Here is a 17236-nt window from a genome sequence, read left to right on the forward strand (position 1 = left end):
GTATCGAAGTTAACAAAAGTGGTGTGATTATGGAATTATTAAATCGATTAAAACGATATACAAAAGAACGCCCTCATCAATGTGCTTTTAGATTTGATCAAGCTACTTTGAACTATGGAGAATTGTACGACAGAGTAATGCAGATTAAACATCGCATAGCACATATTCCTAAACAAACTTATGTTGGACTTACGTTAAGTCATCCCATGGATACGATGATATATTATTTAGCATTATTAATGCATGAATGTGTGCCGTGTTTATTAGATCATCGTTGGTCTCGAGAACAACAAGATCAATTGATTCGACATTACGGTTTATCGTATTTAGTAGATGATACACAGCGTGTACATATTAATAAGGACGTAACAAATCAATTTACATCCGACATAGAGGGATTATTACATATTGGATTTACATCAGGTACAACAGGTTTACCTAAGGCTTATTATAGAAATGAATATTCGTGGATTATTTCTTTTGAAGAGAATGAATCATTGATGTTAAATCAAATTGAAACGATTGTGGCTCCTGGTCCTTTATCTCATTCGTTATCACTCTATGCTTGTGTTTATGCTTTATATAGTGGTAGAACCTTTGAAGGCCAGCATCACTTCAATGCCCAACGTTTGTTACAAAATATTGAGCAAGCACAACAAAACGTGGCGATGTTTTTAGTACCTACGATGCTCGCAGCGTGCACGGCTACAAAAGATGAGCTAACACAAACGCATCATATTTTTTCTACTGGTGATAAATTGCATGACCATTTTAGAGAAAGAGTAAGACATACCTTTCCAAAGAGTGTATTGATAGAATTTTTCGGCACATCAGAAGCGAGTTTTATTAGTTATAACTATGATAATCAAGCGCCTACCCATTCTGTTGGGAAGTTATTTTCAAATGTAGAAGTTAAATTATCTCATCAAGATGAACATCATATAGGGTTATTACAGGTGTGTAGTGATATGGTATTTAGTGGATACGTAGATAGTGGATCGATGCATTCACTTGATTGGATTGAAACAGGGGATTATGCGTCCGTCGATTGTAACGGCTATTTATTTCTACATGGAAGAAAGCATGATCGCATGATAATTGGAGGTCGCAACGTGTTCCCACAAGTAATTGAAAGGGTAGCGATGACGTATCCCGAAATAGAAGAAGTAGTGGTCATGGGGGTGCCTCATCATCGCTTTGGTGAAATTGCGTGTATGTTGTATACCGCCTCAGAAACTCTTTCAAAATCAACGCTAAGAACGTATTTATCAAATCGATTAGCACGTTATCAAATACCTTCTAAAATAATTCAAGTTCCTCGTATGAACTATACTGCAAGTGGTAAAATTGCGCGCTCAGAAATGAAGTCTTTGTATTTAAATGGGAGGTATAAGCCATGAAAGAAGCAGTGATTGTTGCAGCAAAACGAACAGCATTCGGTAAGTTTGGGGGCACATTGAAACACATAGAGCCTGAAATGTTGCTTAAACCTTTATTTCAACACTTTCAGTCTTATTATCCAGAAGCAATGGCGAAAGTGGATGATGTTATTTTAGGGAATGTTGTGGGTAATGACGGCAATATTGCGAGAAAGTCATTGTTAGAAGCAGGGATGTCTAAATCCATCCCTGGTGTCACTATAGATAGACAGTGTGGTTCAGGGTTAGATGCAGTTACGACTGCTTGTCGTATGATTCAAGCGCAAGCAGGTTCGATTTATATCGTAGGTGGAGTAGAAAGTACCAGTCGAGCACCTTGGAAGATTCAGAGGCCCCAATCTGTTTATGATGCACCAACGCCTGCGTTTTTCGAGCGCGCGTCATTCGCTCCTGAGGGGCAAGATGTTTCGATGATTGAAGCGGCTGAAAATGTAGCGCAACGTTATAATATTTCTCGACAAGCCCAAGATGAATATGCATGGAAGAGTCACCAAAAAACGATAGCTTCTTATGAGCAAGATATTATTTCCCAAGAAATTATACCTGTAAAGGCAAAAACAACTATATTTCAACAAGACGAAAGTGTTAAATCTAGGTTGACGCCTGCTTTACTCGGTCGGTTAAAACCATTATTAACGGATGGGACCGTGACAGCTGGTAATAGTTGTATGAAGAATGATGGGGCAGTATTACTTCTCATTATGGAGAGAGAAACTGCGGAAAGTCTTGGATTTACAACAGGAATGAGATTTATAGATAGTGCAACGGTTGGTGTTGATCCTACAATATTAGGTATTGGTCCAGTAAATGCAGTTAAACAACTTTTACATAGACAACAATTGACAATAAATGACATAGAAGCGGTGGAATTGAATGAAGCGTTTGCCTCACAAGTCTTGGCAAGTAAGCAGTTATTAGGGATTTCTGATGAGCAATTAAACTTGTTTGGAGGCGCACTTGCAACGGGGCATCCATATGGAGCAAGTGGTGCAGCACTCGTAACGCGTTTATTTTATATGGAAAACTACTATCGGACGATTGCGACGATGGGCATCGGTGGAGGTATTGGCAATGCAGCGTTATTTGAAAGATGGTCATGAGTTATTAGAAATTGAATTCGATGCATCAGAAGTTAAAGCATATAATCAATTATTTGGTATTCAACCGCTCACTCAAGTTGCACCACTATTTTGTGCGAAATTATGGCCTGAGTTTCAATTGTTTCAACCATTTAGATATAAAAATTTAATCTTGAGAGAAACAGAAGTTCAGCAACTACAAACCTTATATGTTAATGAACGGTATCATGCACATTTGTATTTTTTGAATCAATCAAAGGTGAGACAATTTATGAAATATACCTTTAAATTAGAAATAAATAAAAATAGAGAAAAGTGTATTTCTATTACACAAGTGTTTTTGGAGGAGATTTAAAATGATGCATTTTACTCCCGAAGAAGTTGAAAGGTACCTTACTATAGTTAATGATAAAAACCCTGTGCATGCGAAAGTGGTGCCAGGTCAAATGATCGTGCAAAGCGTTTTTATAAACTTAAATATCAATTGGTCTGAATACAGGATTAAATACATTGAAAGTATTTATGTATATGAAGAATTCAAAGTAGAATTTTTAGAAAAAGATAAAATTATAGTTTCGGATATTCAAGAAAAGCTAAAGTTTCAAATTATTAATAAAAAGGGTGACGGAATGTAAACAAGTTCTGTCATCTACAAGCGGTTGTATCGTTGGTTTATTTGCGAACTGGCTACGCAAACGCAATGATAAATAGTGACTAGTCATACCAAAAAAATCCCCTCACTACTGGCATAGTGAGGGGGTGGTGCATACCTGCACGACATCTTTGTTACTTGAATTATAACACCATAGTGGGTAGGAATACCAAACGATTATCTATACAGGAGGTGGAAATAATATAGGGTTTCTAACAGTGATTATCACTTTGAATTGTGTAGCGATACTATGTATAAAAAGCTTTATAATGAGCGATCTATAAACACTTTATTTAGCTGATTCATAACTCTATATATCTTTTCTGTGCTTTTTAGCGTAATCCATTTACAGGTGAATAATATTGAGTAAGGTAAAGGTCATACAAAAAGAGTGACACTGGAGTCAGAATTGCTTCGAGATGCTCTCCAAGCTAAGCAAAGGGGACAACTTTGTCTGACTCTGTGTCACTTATCTTATAGGGTGAGTGTTTATAGGGATATGTGTGAAACTATAGTAATAGGGACAAAATTACTATAATTTCATATCTTAACTTCATATATTTTTAGTAGGGGTTTTAAACTTATGAATTTGTCTCTGGAGCTTTCGTCTGTATTTCTCATTCGATTGATAGAAAGTGTTATTGATAATTTAAACTTTTCATATTATCAACGTCACCTTCAAGTAGAGAGAGTAACTTGTATAACTCATTTTTACTAAAGCTTTCATCGAATTTAACAGATATTGATTTAAAACTCTTGGTGATAATCTCATAAATTGGGTTGCCGTTTTCAATGGTCTGTTTGTAGATAATCATGTTGTTATAACCTCCTTTCTCTCTCTACACTTTATAGATTAATACAAATTTCAATATTTAACATGAGGCCGTAGTATCAAATTTGGATGGTACTTACGACGGAGTTTATATTTTGTTTAAATATAGCGTTATTAAAGCATCCTTTTTTTCTTTTAAAATGCGCATTTTTATATCAACAAAAAATCCCGTCCACATGGGATGTGAACGGGTTATAACTTAACTCTATACTTCAGTAACTTCTACATCGATGTGTTCTACACGATTGTATGCACCATGGTCAACGGGACCAACGAATTCGTTCATCTTCCAACCATTTTTTATTGCTGAAGCGACGAATGCTTTAGCTGCTACTACAGCTTCTTTAGGTGATTTACCATTTGCTAAATATGCCGTCGTTGCAGCTGCAAATGTACAACCTGCACCGTGATTATAACTTTGTTGGAACATATCAGTAGTTAATTGATAGTACTGCTCTCCATCGAAGTAAAGGTCGTATGATTTTTCTTGATCTAACGCTTTACCACCTTTAATGATGACATGTTGCGCGCCTTGTTGGTGTATCACTTTAGCCGCTTCTTTCATATCATCAATAGATTTCAACGTGCCTAAATTTGATAATTGACCTGCTTCAAATAAGTTAGGCGTCACGATTGTTGCTTTTGGTAATAAATATTCGATCATCGCATCTGTATTTCCCGGGTTAAGTACTTCATTTTCCCCTTTACATACCATTACTGGATCGACAACAAAGTATGTTGCGCCAGACTCCGAGAAGGCTTCTCCGGCACGTTTAATAATTTCTTGTGTGCCAAGCATACCTGTTTTAACCGCATCAGGCTGGATAGAAATAGCTGTTTCTAATTGTTTGTTAAAGGTTTCAAATGGAATTGGTGTGACGTCATGTGACCACGTCTTTGGATCCATAGTTACGATGGATGTTAAGGCTACCATGCCATAAGTTCCTAATTCTTGGAATGTCTTTAAATCTGCTTGCATGCCTGCACCGGCACTTGTATCTGAACCGGCGATTGTTAGTGTTTTTTTCAATGCCATGAAAAATCACTCCCTCACTAAATTTTTATCTATATCATACCACGATTATCGACTATTCTAAATCTTATCGTTCTCTTGGTACTTGTTTTATACATAAAATGAAATTACCATAATTATAAAAGATAATCACGGATAGTGCGTATATGTTAATATATTCAAGTAAGGAGAGATGTTTAATGGAATGGTCAGAGGTGTTTCACGAAATTACTTCCCAACATGATTTCCAAGAGATGCATGATTTTCTGGAAAAGGAATATACAACGCAAGTCGTTTATCCTGATAGGGAGAATATATATCAAGCGTTCGACTTAACGCCATTTGAAGATATTAAAGTCGTAATCTTAGGTCAAGATCCATATCATGGCCCGAATCAAGCGCATGGTTTGGCGTTTTCAGTACAACCTAACGCGAAGTTTCCACCATCATTACGAAATATGTATAAAGAATTAGAAGCTGACATCGGGTGTTGTCGCGTGTCTCCACATTTGCAAGATTGGGCACGTGAAGGTGTATTATTATTAAATACAGTGCTTACCGTTCGCCAAGGAGAGGCACATTCTCATCGTAATATCGGATGGGAAGTATTTACGGATGCTGTGATTAAGACCATTTCTGAACAGTTGAATAATGTTGTGTTTATTTTGTGGGGTAAACCTGCGCAACAAAAGATTAAATTAATTGATCAAACGAAACACCATATTATTAAATCGTCGCATCCCAGTCCGTTATCAGCTCATAGAGGTTTTTTAGGATCGAAACCGTATTCTAGGACGAATGAATACTTACAGGCACACAATATTACACCTGTAAATTGGTGCGAAGGTGAGGAATAACTATGGAAAAAGAGAAAATGATTCAGTTAATAGAACAAGAACTCGTTTCTGCAGATAAGTCCACATCAGAGGTAGAATTTGAAAAGCATATGTATGCGATTTATAAATTGACGGAATTGATTGCTACCGATAAAAGCGGACAACGTTCACAACATACTGATTTATATGAAACACCAAGTTCTACGGAGTTAGCAGCTACACAACCCTCACAACAGCAAGTTTCTAAGAATCAGAGTATTTCTGATGCAGAACTGAAAGCGATGGGGGCGAAAGTACCATCTAAGTCAGCTCAATCCCATTCTTCGTCAGATATGACGACATCGTCTAACCTTAAGACGGACGATGGCATAGGTAATGGAGATTCAATTTTTGATTTCTAATAGAGAAAGGATAATCATATTATGATGAAAGTTTTTATTATTCTAGGAGCGCTCAATGCTCTTATGGCAGTAGGAACAGGTGCATTTGGTGCACACGGTTTGGAAGGAAAACTGTCTGATAAATACATGAATGTTTGGGAGAAAGCCACAACATATCAAATGTATCATGGTTTAGGATTAATCCTACTTGGAATTATTACCGGTACAACACCCATTCATATTAATTGGGCAGGTTGGTTAATGTTCTTTGGTATTGTATTTTTCAGTGGTTCACTATACGTATTAGCACTAACTCAAATCCGTATATTAGGTGCGATTACTCCAATCGGCGGTGTGTTATTCATCGTGAGTTGGTTATTACTCGTTATCGCTGCCTTTAAATTGTAAAATTTACGTTGTTTAAGGATTCACCTTTTGGTTATAATACAACCCATGAGGTGAATTTTTTTATGGGCAAAAATGAAAGGCAAGTTGATAGAGGAGATTTAAAACAAAATCTATCAGAGAAGTTTGTATGGGCAATTGCCTATGGGTCCTGTATAGGATGGGGGGCATTTATCCTACCAGGTGATTGGATTCATAAAGCAGGTCCAATCGCATCAGCAATAGGTATTGTTATTGGTGCATTATTGATGATACTCATTGCAGTCAGTTATGGTGCATTAGTTGAACGCTTTCCAGTTTCTGGTGGCGCTTTCGCATTTAGTTTTTTAGGATTTGGTAGATACGTCAGTTTCTTCTCATCCTGGTTTTTAACGTTTGGCTACATATGTGTAGTAGCCTTGAACGCAACCGCATTTAGTTTATTGATTAAATTCTTAATGCCGGGCGTGTTAGAACATGGTAAGTTATACACCATTGCAGGATGGGACGTCTATATTACGGAAATTCTTATTGCATCCGTACTATTAATAATCTTTATGTTCATTGCCATTAAAGGTACGAGTGTTTCAGGATCGTTACAATATTACTTCTGTGTGGCTATGGTAGTTACAATTGTATTATTATTCATTGGCTCATTTTTCGGTCATGGTTTTTCATTGGATAATTTACAGCCACTTAAAAGTGAAAAACAGGGTTGGTTCTTATCAATCATCTCTATCGTTGCGATAGCACCATGGGCGTATGTAGGATTCGATAATATTCCACAAACAGCAGAAGAATTTGATTTTTCACCAAATAAGACATTTAAACTAATAGTATATAGTTTATTAGCAGCAGCTTTCACATACGTATTAATGTTACTTTATACTGGATGGTTGCACAGTAAATCAAGCGGCAAGAGTGACCTTTGGTTAACAGGTGCCGTGACACAAAGTGCATTCGGATATATCGGTTTAGCCATTTTAGCCATTGCGATAATTATGGGAATCTTTACTGGACTAAACGGTTTCTTAATGAGCTCAAGCCGTCTACTCTTCTCAATGGGACGTTCAGGTATCATGCCTTCAATGTTCAGTAAACTCCACAGAAAATATAAAACACCTTACGTTGCGATTATCTTCTTAGTAGCTATAACTCTAATCGCACCTTGGTTAGGTCGAACAGCATTAACATGGATTGTAAACATGTCTTCTTCTGGTGTGTCTATCGCTTATTTAGTTACTTGCTTGTCTGCAGTTCGATTATTTAGCTATGATAAAAATAGTCCGACATATGCACCGATATATAAGACATTTGCAATTATAGGTTCAATCATGTCATTAGCATTCTTAATTTTATTATTAGTGCCATTTTCACCAGCAGGTTTATCAATGCCATCATATATCGCTTTAGCTGGTTGGTTCTTAATAGGACTTATCTTCTTTATCATCCGTTATCCTAAATTGAAGAAAATGGACAACGACACGTTAAGTAAATTGATTTTAAATAAATCTAAAAGTGAAGTAAATAAAATGGTTAAAGGTACGAAGTCAAATAAATAATTATAAATGAAGAGTCTGGGACAAAAATAGATGTCTCAGACTCTTTTTGTATAGGTATACAAATGAACTTCTTTTCAATATATGGAAAATTGGTCATAATAATGATAAACACGTTAAAGGCAATGAAAAGGATGTGAAACTTATGGATAAGGAAGAACAATTATTAAATGAAATCAGACAGGTTTATAACAAAATCGTATTATTAAATAAACCGATTATGGAACAAGAGTTAGCTGGATATACGTCAGGCGAGGTGCACTGTATCCAAGAAATAGGCAGACATGCAAAACCGAATGTCAGTGACTTATCTTACAATATGTTTATGACGCGCGGCGCTATAAGTAAATTAACGAAGAAATTAATAGATAAGGATGCGATTCAACGCTACCAAGATGAACACAATAAAAAAGAAGTCTATTTTAAACTTACTGATAAAGGGACAGCTATTTTCGATAAACATGAAAGTTTGCATCAACAATTTCGTGAAAGAGATGCTGAAGTATTTGACCAAGTTACGGATGAACAGTATGAAGTAATGTTATCGTTTTTTGAAAAATACAATCAACATTTAACTGAAGAAATTGAAGGCAAAGGGACACAAAAAAATAATTAATCGCCTTTCTTTTTGTTGAATAGGAAACAAAAATACGTTATATTTTGTTGACGGAGAAACAAAAAGGAGGGTTGTTTTTGTCTCAACAATCTACAAAGATTCCTGCCGATATTATGAAACCAGCATGGGCACTTGCCTTGGGAGCAATTGCGCCGATGTTAGATTCTACTATGGTGAATATCGCAGTGAATCAATTGACCCAAGAATTTAAAGTACCATTGGACATCGTACAATGGAGCATAACAGGTTATGTATTGGCATTGGCGATTGCCGTGCCGATTTCAGGTTGGTTCATGGACCAATTTAATAGTAAAAAGGTTTTCATCTTTGCTGCAACCCTATTTGGTCTCGTATCAATTGGTTTGGGGTTGAGTTGGACGATTCAAATGTTCATTATATTACGGCTAATTCAAGGATTTAGTGCAGGTATTATTACGACTTTAATGTCGACGATGCTCGTTAAAATTGCAGGAGAACAATATTTAGGCCGAGTTATGGCAATCGTGAGCACGCCGATGATACTTGGTCCTATATTTGGACCAGTGTTAGGTGGATTCATCGTTCATATGGCCTCATGGCACTGGATTTTCTTTATTAATGTCATAATCACTTTGGTGTTAGTACCTATCATGGTTAAGGAATTGCCTTCGTTTTCACCGATTAATCGTTCTAAAAGGTTAGACATCCTAGGCGTGATTTTGTTATCACTCATCAGCGTGTTATTCATAGAAAGCGTGACCGAAGCTTCGAAAAAAGCAAGTTTCACTAATTTTGAAACAATAGTGACATTTTTGAGTGCTATCGTACTAGCTGTTATCTATTTAATTTATAATCGTAAGAAAAATTACGCTACTGTGTTACCTACGACATTATTTAAACAGAGAAATTACGGTTTATCTAGTTTAGGACTATTCTTAGCGAACATTGCTATCCTCGGTCCGATGATTTTATTTCCTATTTTCTTTCAACAAATTAATGGCTTTAATGAAACAGAAGCAGCGATGTTACTCATGCCGCAAGGTATTGGTATGCTTATAGCAAGACCGTATATTGGACGTCTAACTGACCAATATGGTGCGAAAATTGTAATTATTATATGTGTCAGTTGTTCAGTAATTGGGACTTTGCCGTTTATTTTTATCTCGCAATCTACACCTATTATTTTTGATGTGATTGCATTGTTTATACGTGGTTTATTTGTTGGAGGTATTATGTTGCCATTAACTAATTCTGCTTATATCGGACTGAACTCTAAAGCCATATCTGAAGCGGGTGTAGGTATTAATATGATTGAAAATATTGGCTCTAGTTTTGGATCTGCTTTAATGGCATCGATCACTTCCGCGGCCTTAACATATGTACATGTATCAAATTTAAATATAGCTACTGCTTATCATCTAGGCTTCGGTATTTCGATAATAATATTAATGATTATTATAGTGCCTGCTTTGTTTTTAAAATCGATGGATGATGGTGAAAACAACGCAGTTTAAAACATAGAAATGGCCTTGAACAAGTAAGATGACAGACATATTATTTTAAGTTACCATCTAACTTATAGTGTCACCACTTTTTACAAGACAATTATGTTTCAAAAATATTATATCGGATAATATATAAGTAGTTAACTGTTTTATATGTTTATTGAGTAGCGACAATGTAACAATGATAGTAGCAGTTAATAAGTTTAAGTGTGATTAAAGTTCTCCCAAACACACACTTAAAGAGTCTGAGACAAAAATAGGCGTCTCAGACTCTTTGTCAAATTGGCAGTAGATGTCTAAATTGAAATGCGCTTATATCAAGCTTTTTTCAATTCTAGTCATCCTTGCCGGGGTGGGACTACGAAAGCTTTATTAAAAATTCGATTTCTGTCCCACTCCCTTCTGTTTCGGACAATTCAATGCTACTATTTATATTTCCAAAGTAAATACGAAGCAATTTATAAAAAGCCACATTCAATGTTTAAACATTGGATGTGGCTTTAGTTAATATTATAAAGTTTTAACGTTAAAGTTCGAAAAATCCTTGCAATTCTTCTTTTTTAAGAATGTGTCCTACGTAGAAACTACCGAAGTCACCGTAACGTGCTGTTGTTTCGTCGAATCTCATTTCATATACAATCTTCTTAAATTGTAATGGATCGTCAGCGAAAAGCGTCACGCCCCATTCATAATCATCGAAACCGACTGAACCAGTGATGAATTGTTTGATTTTACCAGCATACTGACGACCGATTTTGCCGTGATTATACATAAGTTCTTGGCGTTTTTCTAAAGGTAACATATACCAGTTATATGTTTCATTACGACGTTTATCCATTGGATAGAAGCAAATGTATTCTGATTGTGGTAATTCTGGATACAATCTTGGTTTGATGTGTGGGTTTTCATATGGATCTTCATCAGATTTACCAGCTAGGTAATTGCCTAATTCAATAATTGAGACAAATGAATAAGTAGGGATTAAGAAATCCATGATTTTTAATTTGTTAAATTCGTTCTCAAACTGGTTTAAATCTTTCATTTCAGGACGTAATGCCCAAAGTAAAATGTCGGCCTTTTGACCCGTAATATTATAAAAGGCGTGATCACCAACGTTGTTTGTACGTGCTTCTTCGTGTTTGTTTAAAAATGCTTGTAACTCTTCAACAAGTTGTTGTCTTTCTTCTTCTTGTACTAAACGTAGGCTTGTCCAGTCAACAGCATAAAATAAATGTAAACTGTACCAACCGTCTAAAGTTTCTGGTGCTTGTGGCATTTAAATCGCTCCTTCTTTAACATTTGTATACACGTAAATTTTATCATAAAAGGATGCTGGGACAAATATAGATGTCTCAGCCTCTTTATCAATTAGGTGGGACTCGAAAACTTTATTTAGAAAATTCGATTTCTGTTCCTCTCTCAAATTAGTGTCATGGCATTATATAAAAATATGACGTATAATACTGATAAAAGGAATAATTTTAAATTCTAGGAGGGCACTATGACTTTATTAGATGTATTAAAAGACAAGCTATCAGGTAAACAAGTGAGTATTGTATTGCCTGAAGGTGAAGATGAGCGTGTGTTAAAAGCAGCTACAGAGTTGCACCAAACAGATTACGTAAATCCAATTGTATTAGGTGATGAAGATAGCATTAAAGCTTTAGCGAATGACAAAGGTTTAGATATTTCACAATTAGAAATCATTAACCCTGCAACAAGTGAATTAAAAGAAGAATTAGTCAATGCATTTGTTGAACGTCGTAATGGTAAAGCAACCGAAGAACAAGCACAAGATATGTTAAATGATGTCAATTACTTTGGTACAATGCTCGTTTACACTGGTAAAGTACAAGGCCTCGTGAGTGGTGCAGCACATTCTACTGGAGATACGGTACGTCCTGCATTACAAATTATTAAGACTAAACCAGGCGTTTCTAAAACATCAGGTGTTTTCTTCATGATTAAAGGAGACGAACAATATGTCTTTGGTGACTGTGCCATCAATCCTAAGTTAGAAGCACAGGATTTAGCAGAAGTTGCAGTTGAAAGTGCTAAAACGGCTAAAAGCTTTGGCATGGATCCACGCGTAGTTATGCTCAGCTTCTCAACTAAAGGTTCAGCAAAATCAGATGACGTTGAAAAGGTTGCTCAAGCTGTCGACTTTGCTAAAGATAAACTTAAATCAGAACAACTGGAAGATGTCCAAATCGATGGTGAATTCCAATTTGATGCTGCTATTGTCCCAGAAGTAGCTAAGAAAAAGGCGCCAGAAGCTGATATTCAAGGTAACGCAAATGTATTCATCTTCCCAAGTTTAGAAGCTGGAAATATTGGATACAAAATTGCACAACGTTTAGGCGGTTATGATGCAGTAGGTCCTGTATTACAAGGGTTAAATTCACCTGTTAATGACTTATCAAGAGGTTGCTCAACTGAAGACGTATTTAATCTATCAATCATTACTGCAGCTCAAACACTGTAATTATGGATTTAGCAGCTAAATATTTTAATCATATTAATTGGCGTTACATTGATCATTCTTCAGGGTTAGCGCCAATGCAATCTTTCGCGTTTGACGATACTTTCTCTGAAAGTGTTGGCAAGTCTTTATCTAGTAATGTAGTTCGCACATGGGTACATCAACATACAGTCATATTAGGTATCCACGATTCGAGATTACCTTACTTGCAAGATGGTATCCGTTATTTAACGGAGCAACAAGGCTATAATGCGATTGTCAGAAATTCCGGAGGCCTTGGCGTGGTATTAGATCAAGGTATTCTTAACATTTCATTGATTTTTAAAGGAAAGAATGAAACAACAATAGATGAAGCGTTTACCGTCATGTATTTATTAGTCGCAAAAATGTTCGAAGATGAAGATGTGGAAATAGAAACACATGAAATTGAACAATCCTATTGTCCAGGTAAATTTGACTTAAGTATCAACGGTAAGAAATTTGCAGGTATTTCTCAACGACGCGTGCGTGGCGGCATAGCTGTCCAAGTGTACCTTTGTGTTGAAGGTGATGGAAGTGAACGGGCAGCGATGATGAAGACGTTTTATGAACATGCATTAAAGGGAGAAGAAACTAAATTTAAATACCCAGATATCGATCCTGAATGTATGGCTTCTCTCAATACATTGTTAGGTCAATCTCTAACTGTCCAAGATGTCATGTTTAAATTACTACATGCAATTAAAGATTTAGGCGGGCAACTCAATATGGATCCTATGACGGACAATGAGTATGAGAGATATGAAGTGTACTTTGAGAAAATGATTGAGCGTAACGCGAAACTAAATCAAAAAATGAACGAAGCGTAGTAAGATTGACATATATTTTATAATTTAAATTCAGTAAAACTTTATAAGTCACAATGGCATCAACCACATAATAAATATGACAAAAACCCTAAAAAGTACGAGCCCAAACAACGACTTTTTAGGGTTTTTATATGGCAATAAAAATTCTACTTATTCTTTGATAAATTGTTGAATTATATTATTGAAAAAAGTAATATAGACAAAGTGTAGTCTAAAATAATAATTATTTACACTTTCATACGAAATAAAGTGTACTTTTTGAATATAATGTTAAAGCGTTTTATAATATGTACATGTTAAAAATTATTAGTATCTGGTATTAATTTTCAAGAGATGTGTTTCATAATATCTATTACTATAGTTGTATAGAGTTATGTTCATATGTAAGGTAATATAAAATGGTAAAAACATCTTCTACAGTATCTATCAAGATTTTACATAACTACGAGCACTAACAACCAATTGTAATTAGATCGATCGATAAATAAAAGAAAATATGGTTTTAGCCCAACACTGCAATTTACGGGACATTGTAAAATGTAAGCTGTTGAACTGCCCATCAATTAATGATGTCTAAACCATAAATTTAATGAATATATTAAGGTGATTAGGAAAATGGGACAACACGGATATGGGGAAGCAAATGGAAAAATAATATTAATAGGTGAACATGCAGTGACATTCGGCGAACCTGCAATTGCAATCCCCTTCACGACTGGAATAGTGAGAGCGTCGATTGATGAATTAGAACAGAATAGTCAATCGTACGTGAATAGCGATGTATATGAAGGTGAATTAATATATGCGCCAGAGCATTTAAAATCAGTCATAGATCGTTTTATTGAACAATATCATATCAATACACCAATCAAGGTAACGATTGAAACGAATTTGCCTGCTTCAAGAGGACTAGGCTCAAGTGCAGCCATGGCAGTTGCTTTCGTACGTGCAAGTTTCGACTATATCAACAAGCCTTTAACTGATGCACAACTTATCGAAGAAGCGAACTGGGCAGAACGTATTGCTCATGGTAAACCGAGTGGCATTGATACACAAACGATTGTTTCCAATAAACCAGTTTGGTTCCATAAAGGTCGTGTCACACAACTTAAACCTTTATCCTTAAAAGGTTATATGATTGTGATCGATACGGGTGTAAGAGGATCTACGAAACAAGCTGTAGAAGACGTACATCAACTATGTAACAATGACAACACATATAAGCAGTATATTAAACAAATTGGTAAGTTAGTATTTGAAGCGAGTGAATCAATAGAACACTCTAATTTCTTAAAGTTAGCTTCAGTATTTAATTTGTGCCAAGATTACTTACGCACATTAACTGTGAGTCATGAAAAAATTGAGAAACTAATCAAATCAAGTATGTCCCAAGGTGCTATCGCTGGTAAGTTAACAGGTGGTGGACGTGGCGGTAGCATGATTATGCTAGCTGCAAGCATTGATATAGCTGAAAAGATTGCACAGAATGCACTAGATTTAGGTGCGCATCATACTTGGATTGAATATTTAGGAGGATAAAAGTTGGTAAACAGTGGCAAAGCACGTGCACATACAAATATTGCCCTCATCAAATATTGGGGTAAAGCAGATGAACAATATATTATACCGATGAATAACAGTTTATCGGTTGCTTTAGAGCGTTTTTATACAGAAACGAAGGTAACTTTTGATGCATCTTACGAAAAAGATACATTGATTTTAAATGGTGAAGCGGTTAATGATAAAGAATCTGCCAAAATACGCCGTTTTATGGACGTTGTGCGAGAACGTGCAAACACTTCAATGTATGCTTATATCGAAAGTGAAAATTTCGTACCGACAGCTGCTGGTCTAGCCTCATCTGCAAGTGCTTATGCTGCTTTAGCTACTGCCTGCAATGAAGCTTTACAAATGAACCTATCAGACAAAGACTTATCCCGTTTAGCACGTCGTGGTTCTGGTTCAGCTTCTAGAAGTATTTTCGGTGGTTTTGTTGAATGGGAAAAAGGGGATAGTGATAAGACATCATACAGTTTCCCGTTAGATACAAATCATTGGGAAGATGAATTAGCTATGATATTTGTAGTGATTAACAATCAATCGAAAAAAGTATCAAGTCGTTCAGGTATGTCGCATACACGCGAGACGTCACGTTTTTATCAATACTGGTTAGATCATGTGGATGCTGATTTAACTGAAGCAAAGGCGGCCATTGAAGTTAAAGATTTCGACCGATTAGGAGAAGTATTTGAAGAAAATGGCTTACGCATGCATGCTACAAATTTAGGTGCTAAACCACCATTTTCTTATTTAGTCGATGAAAGTTACCAAGTTATGGACATTGTTGAACAATGTAGAGCACAGAATCTTTCTTGTTACTTTACAATGGATGCAGGTCCCAACGTTAAAATTTTAGTTAAGAAAGAACACCAACAACAAGTTATGGAAGAACTATGTAAAGTATTTGATGAAACACAAGTTCTATCGAGTGATATCACGCGTTCAGGTGTAGAAATTATTGAATAAGGAAGAGATAAAATGATTCATGTAAAAGCACCGGGTAAATTGTATATTGCAGGTGAATATGCGGTAACAGAACCTGGTTATAAATCAGTACTCATCGCAGTTGATCGTTTTGTAACTGCCGCTATAGAAAAAGCAGATTCTGTAGAAGGTACAGGCACGATTCATTCGAAAACATTGCATCACGAACCGGTTGTATTTTACCGTGATGAAGATGAAATCATTGTTTCTGATACAAATTCAGCAAAACAATTAAAATATGTCATTACTGCAATCAACGTATTTGAACAGTATGCGTTAACGCACGACATCGATTTAACCCATTTCCATTTAACTATAGATAGTAATTTGGATGATGCAAATGGCCATAAGTACGGATTAGGTTCAAGTGCAGCGGTATTAGTCTCAGTCATTAAAGCATTAAATGAATTTTATGAGATGCATTTATCTAACCTTTACATTTACAAATTAGCAGTCATTGCCAATATGAAATTGCAAAGTTTGAGTTCGTGTGGAGATATTGCAGTTAGCGTCTATACAGGTTGGTTAGCATATAGCACCTTTGATCATGAATGGGTATCTCAACAAATTGAAGATACGTCAGTAGATGAAGTTGTTATGAAAAATTGGCCAGGTTTACATATTGAACCATTACAAGCTCCAGAAAATATGGAAGTACTGATCGGTTGGACAGGTTCTCCAGCCTCATCACATCATTTAGTGAGTGAAGTAAAACGTTTGAAATCAGATCCCTCATTTTATAGTCGATTTTTAGAACAATCTCATGCATGTGTAGAAAAATTAATTCATACCTTTAAGACAAACAATATTCAAGGTGTCCAACAGATGATTCGCCAAAATAGAGAAATCATTCAATCTATGGATGCAGAAGCCACTGTTGAAATTGAAACAGCACATTTAAAGACGTTATGTTCTATTGCTGAAAAATATGGCGGTGCTGCTAAAACATCAGGTGCAGGTGGCGGCGATTGTGGTATTACGATTATTCACAATGCAATTGATAAACAAGCGATTTATAGTGAATGGCGCGTTAACGAAGTGAAACCGTTAGAATTTAATATTTATAATGGCCAATAATACGGGGAAAGA

19 protein-coding genes are annotated in these 17236 nt (G+C 35.8%); 16 read left to right on the forward strand and 3 right to left on the reverse strand.

Annotated elements, in window-relative coordinates:
• The first annotated feature begins 29 nt into the window (after positions 1 to 29).
• The 5 genes from QQM35_RS04605 to QQM35_RS04625 are packed head-to-tail and all read left to right on the forward strand — an operon-like array spanning position 30 to position 3229.
• Positions 30 to 1400: an AMP-binding protein gene (locus QQM35_RS04605; protein ID WP_342610553.1), complete on the forward strand. Its 1371-nt coding sequence runs from the start codon at positions 30 to 32 to the stop codon at positions 1398 to 1400.
• Positions 1397 to 2539, forward strand: coding sequence for a thiolase family protein (locus QQM35_RS04610; protein ID WP_342610554.1), 1143 nt, complete (start codon positions 1397 to 1399; stop codon positions 2537 to 2539). The genes QQM35_RS04605 and QQM35_RS04610 overlap by 4 nt, the downstream gene beginning before the upstream one ends.
• Positions 2511 to 2873, forward strand: coding sequence for a hypothetical protein (locus QQM35_RS04615; RefSeq protein WP_251518701.1), 363 nt, complete (start codon positions 2511 to 2513; stop codon positions 2871 to 2873). Before QQM35_RS04610 ends, QQM35_RS04615 begins: the two co-directional genes overlap by 29 nt.
• Position 2874: 1 nt before the next feature.
• Positions 2875 to 3153, forward strand: coding sequence for a hypothetical protein (locus QQM35_RS04620; protein ID WP_251518703.1), 279 nt, complete (start codon positions 2875 to 2877; stop codon positions 3151 to 3153).
• Positions 3140 to 3229 carry a type I toxin-antitoxin system Fst family toxin gene (locus QQM35_RS04625; protein ID WP_251518705.1) on the forward strand — a complete coding sequence of 30 codons (90 nt, stop codon included), beginning with the start codon at positions 3140 to 3142 and terminating at the stop codon, positions 3227 to 3229. The genes QQM35_RS04620 and QQM35_RS04625 overlap by 14 nt, the downstream gene beginning before the upstream one ends.
• Before the next feature lie 579 nt (positions 3230 to 3808).
• Here QQM35_RS04625 and vraX read toward each other — a convergent pair.
• Positions 3809 to 3985: a C1q-binding complement inhibitor VraX gene (vraX, locus tag QQM35_RS04630; protein WP_251518707.1), complete on the reverse strand. Its 177-nt coding sequence runs from the start codon at positions 3983 to 3985 to the stop codon at positions 3809 to 3811.
• Positions 3986 to 4207: 222 nt separating this feature from the next.
• Positions 4208 to 5038 carry a bifunctional hydroxymethylpyrimidine kinase/phosphomethylpyrimidine kinase gene (gene thiD, locus QQM35_RS04635; protein WP_251518709.1) on the reverse strand — a complete coding sequence of 277 codons (831 nt, stop codon included), beginning with the start codon at positions 5036 to 5038 and terminating at the stop codon, positions 4208 to 4210.
• A gap of 176 nt (positions 5039 to 5214) precedes the next feature.
• Here thiD and QQM35_RS04640 point away from each other — a divergent pair, with 176 nt between their 5' ends.
• The 6 genes from QQM35_RS04640 to QQM35_RS04665 all read left to right on the forward strand — a co-directional run bounded on the left by QQM35_RS04640 (position 5215) and on the right by QQM35_RS04665 (position 10282).
• A complete protein-coding gene (locus tag QQM35_RS04640; protein ID WP_251518711.1) occupies positions 5215 to 5871 on the forward strand; it encodes a uracil-DNA glycosylase in 657 nt (218 codons plus the stop codon).
• Positions 5872 to 5873: 2 nt separating this feature from the next.
• Positions 5874 to 6251: a DUF5327 family protein gene (locus QQM35_RS04645; protein WP_342610555.1), complete on the forward strand. Its 378-nt coding sequence runs from the start codon at positions 5874 to 5876 to the stop codon at positions 6249 to 6251.
• A 24-nt stretch (positions 6252 to 6275) separates the two neighbouring features.
• A complete protein-coding gene (locus tag QQM35_RS04650) occupies positions 6276 to 6638 on the forward strand; it encodes a DUF423 domain-containing protein (protein ID WP_251519074.1) in 363 nt (120 codons plus the stop codon).
• Between the two features lie 62 nt (positions 6639 to 6700).
• Complete coding sequence (locus QQM35_RS04655) at positions 6701 to 8176, forward strand: APC family permease (protein ID WP_342610556.1); 1476 nt, start codon at positions 6701 to 6703, stop codon at positions 8174 to 8176.
• 142 nt (positions 8177 to 8318) lie between these two features.
• Positions 8319 to 8789: a MarR family winged helix-turn-helix transcriptional regulator gene (locus QQM35_RS04660; RefSeq protein ID WP_251943384.1), complete on the forward strand. Its 471-nt coding sequence runs from the start codon at positions 8319 to 8321 to the stop codon at positions 8787 to 8789.
• Positions 8790 to 8902: 113 nt separating this feature from the next.
• Positions 8903 to 10282: a DHA2 family efflux MFS transporter permease subunit gene (locus tag QQM35_RS04665; RefSeq protein WP_251519075.1), complete on the forward strand. Its 1380-nt coding sequence runs from the start codon at positions 8903 to 8905 to the stop codon at positions 10280 to 10282.
• A 517-nt stretch (positions 10283 to 10799) separates the two neighbouring features.
• On the opposite strand, the gene hemQ is transcribed toward QQM35_RS04665, so the two are convergent.
• Complete coding sequence (hemQ, locus tag QQM35_RS04670) at positions 10800 to 11549, reverse strand: hydrogen peroxide-dependent heme synthase (RefSeq protein WP_251518719.1); 750 nt, start codon at positions 11547 to 11549, stop codon at positions 10800 to 10802.
• A gap of 225 nt (positions 11550 to 11774) precedes the next feature.
• Between hemQ and pta the strand changes: the two genes are divergently transcribed.
• The 5 genes from pta to QQM35_RS04695 all read left to right on the forward strand — a co-directional run bounded on the left by pta (position 11775) and on the right by QQM35_RS04695 (position 17224).
• Positions 11775 to 12758, forward strand: a complete 984-nt coding sequence (gene pta / locus QQM35_RS04675; protein ID WP_342610557.1) for a phosphate acetyltransferase — start codon at positions 11775 to 11777, stop codon at positions 12756 to 12758.
• Positions 12759 to 12760: 2 nt separating this feature from the next.
• Positions 12761 to 13603 carry a lipoate--protein ligase family protein gene (locus QQM35_RS04680; RefSeq protein WP_251518723.1) on the forward strand — a complete coding sequence of 281 codons (843 nt, stop codon included), beginning with the start codon at positions 12761 to 12763 and terminating at the stop codon, positions 13601 to 13603.
• A 615-nt stretch (positions 13604 to 14218) separates the two neighbouring features.
• Positions 14219 to 15142: a mevalonate kinase gene (mvk, locus tag QQM35_RS04685; protein ID WP_342610558.1), complete on the forward strand. Its 924-nt coding sequence runs from the start codon at positions 14219 to 14221 to the stop codon at positions 15140 to 15142.
• Positions 15143 to 15145: 3 nt separating this feature from the next.
• Positions 15146 to 16129, forward strand: a complete 984-nt coding sequence (gene mvaD, locus QQM35_RS04690) for a diphosphomevalonate decarboxylase (RefSeq protein ID WP_251518727.1) — start codon at positions 15146 to 15148, stop codon at positions 16127 to 16129.
• Positions 16130 to 16141: 12 nt separating this feature from the next.
• On the forward strand, positions 16142 to 17224 hold the full coding sequence (locus QQM35_RS04695) for a phosphomevalonate kinase (RefSeq protein WP_342610559.1): 1083 nt from the start codon (positions 16142 to 16144) through the stop codon (positions 17222 to 17224).
• Positions 17225 to 17236 lie beyond the last annotated feature (12 nt).

The organism is Staphylococcus hsinchuensis, from assembly GCF_038789205.1.
Classification (GTDB): Bacteria; Bacillota; Bacilli; order Staphylococcales; family Staphylococcaceae; genus Staphylococcus; species Staphylococcus hsinchuensis.

Excerpts from the sequence above, each read along its gene's own strand:
- QQM35_RS04620 (WP_251518703.1), top strand. The coding sequence starts at position 2,875 with ATGATGCATTTTACTCCCGAAGAAGTTGAAAGGTACCTTACTATAGTT.
- QQM35_RS04680 (WP_251518723.1), top strand. The coding sequence starts at position 12,761 with ATGGATTTAGCAGCTAAATATTTTAATCATATTAATTGGCGTTACATT.
- QQM35_RS04650 (WP_251519074.1), top strand. The coding sequence starts at position 6,276 with ATGAAAGTTTTTATTATTCTAGGAGCGCTCAATGCTCTTATGGCAGTA.
- QQM35_RS04665 (WP_251519075.1), top strand. The coding sequence starts at position 8,903 with ATGAAACCAGCATGGGCACTTGCCTTGGGAGCAATTGCGCCGATGTTA.
- thiD (WP_251518709.1), bottom strand. The coding sequence starts at position 5,038 with ATGGCATTGAAAAAAACACTAACAATCGCCGGTTCAGATACAAGTGCC.
- QQM35_RS04605 (WP_342610553.1), top strand. The coding sequence starts at position 30 with ATGGAATTATTAAATCGATTAAAACGATATACAAAAGAACGCCCTCAT.
- QQM35_RS04610 (WP_342610554.1), top strand. The coding sequence starts at position 1,397 with ATGAAAGAAGCAGTGATTGTTGCAGCAAAACGAACAGCATTCGGTAAG.
- QQM35_RS04655 (WP_342610556.1), top strand. The coding sequence starts at position 6,701 with ATGGGCAAAAATGAAAGGCAAGTTGATAGAGGAGATTTAAAACAAAAT.
- QQM35_RS04645 (WP_342610555.1), top strand. The coding sequence starts at position 5,874 with ATGGAAAAAGAGAAAATGATTCAGTTAATAGAACAAGAACTCGTTTCT.
- QQM35_RS04660 (WP_251943384.1), top strand. The coding sequence starts at position 8,319 with ATGGATAAGGAAGAACAATTATTAAATGAAATCAGACAGGTTTATAAC.
- pta (WP_342610557.1), top strand. The coding sequence starts at position 11,775 with ATGACTTTATTAGATGTATTAAAAGACAAGCTATCAGGTAAACAAGTG.
- hemQ (WP_251518719.1), bottom strand. The coding sequence starts at position 11,549 with ATGCCACAAGCACCAGAAACTTTAGACGGTTGGTACAGTTTACATTTA.
- QQM35_RS04615 (WP_251518701.1), top strand. The coding sequence starts at position 2,511 with ATGCAGCGTTATTTGAAAGATGGTCATGAGTTATTAGAAATTGAATTC.
- QQM35_RS04640 (WP_251518711.1), top strand. The coding sequence starts at position 5,215 with ATGGAATGGTCAGAGGTGTTTCACGAAATTACTTCCCAACATGATTTC.
- vraX (WP_251518707.1), bottom strand. The coding sequence starts at position 3,985 with ATGATTATCTACAAACAGACCATTGAAAACGGCAACCCAATTTATGAG.
- QQM35_RS04695 (WP_342610559.1), top strand. The coding sequence starts at position 16,142 with ATGATTCATGTAAAAGCACCGGGTAAATTGTATATTGCAGGTGAATAT.
- mvk (WP_342610558.1), top strand. The coding sequence starts at position 14,219 with ATGGGACAACACGGATATGGGGAAGCAAATGGAAAAATAATATTAATA.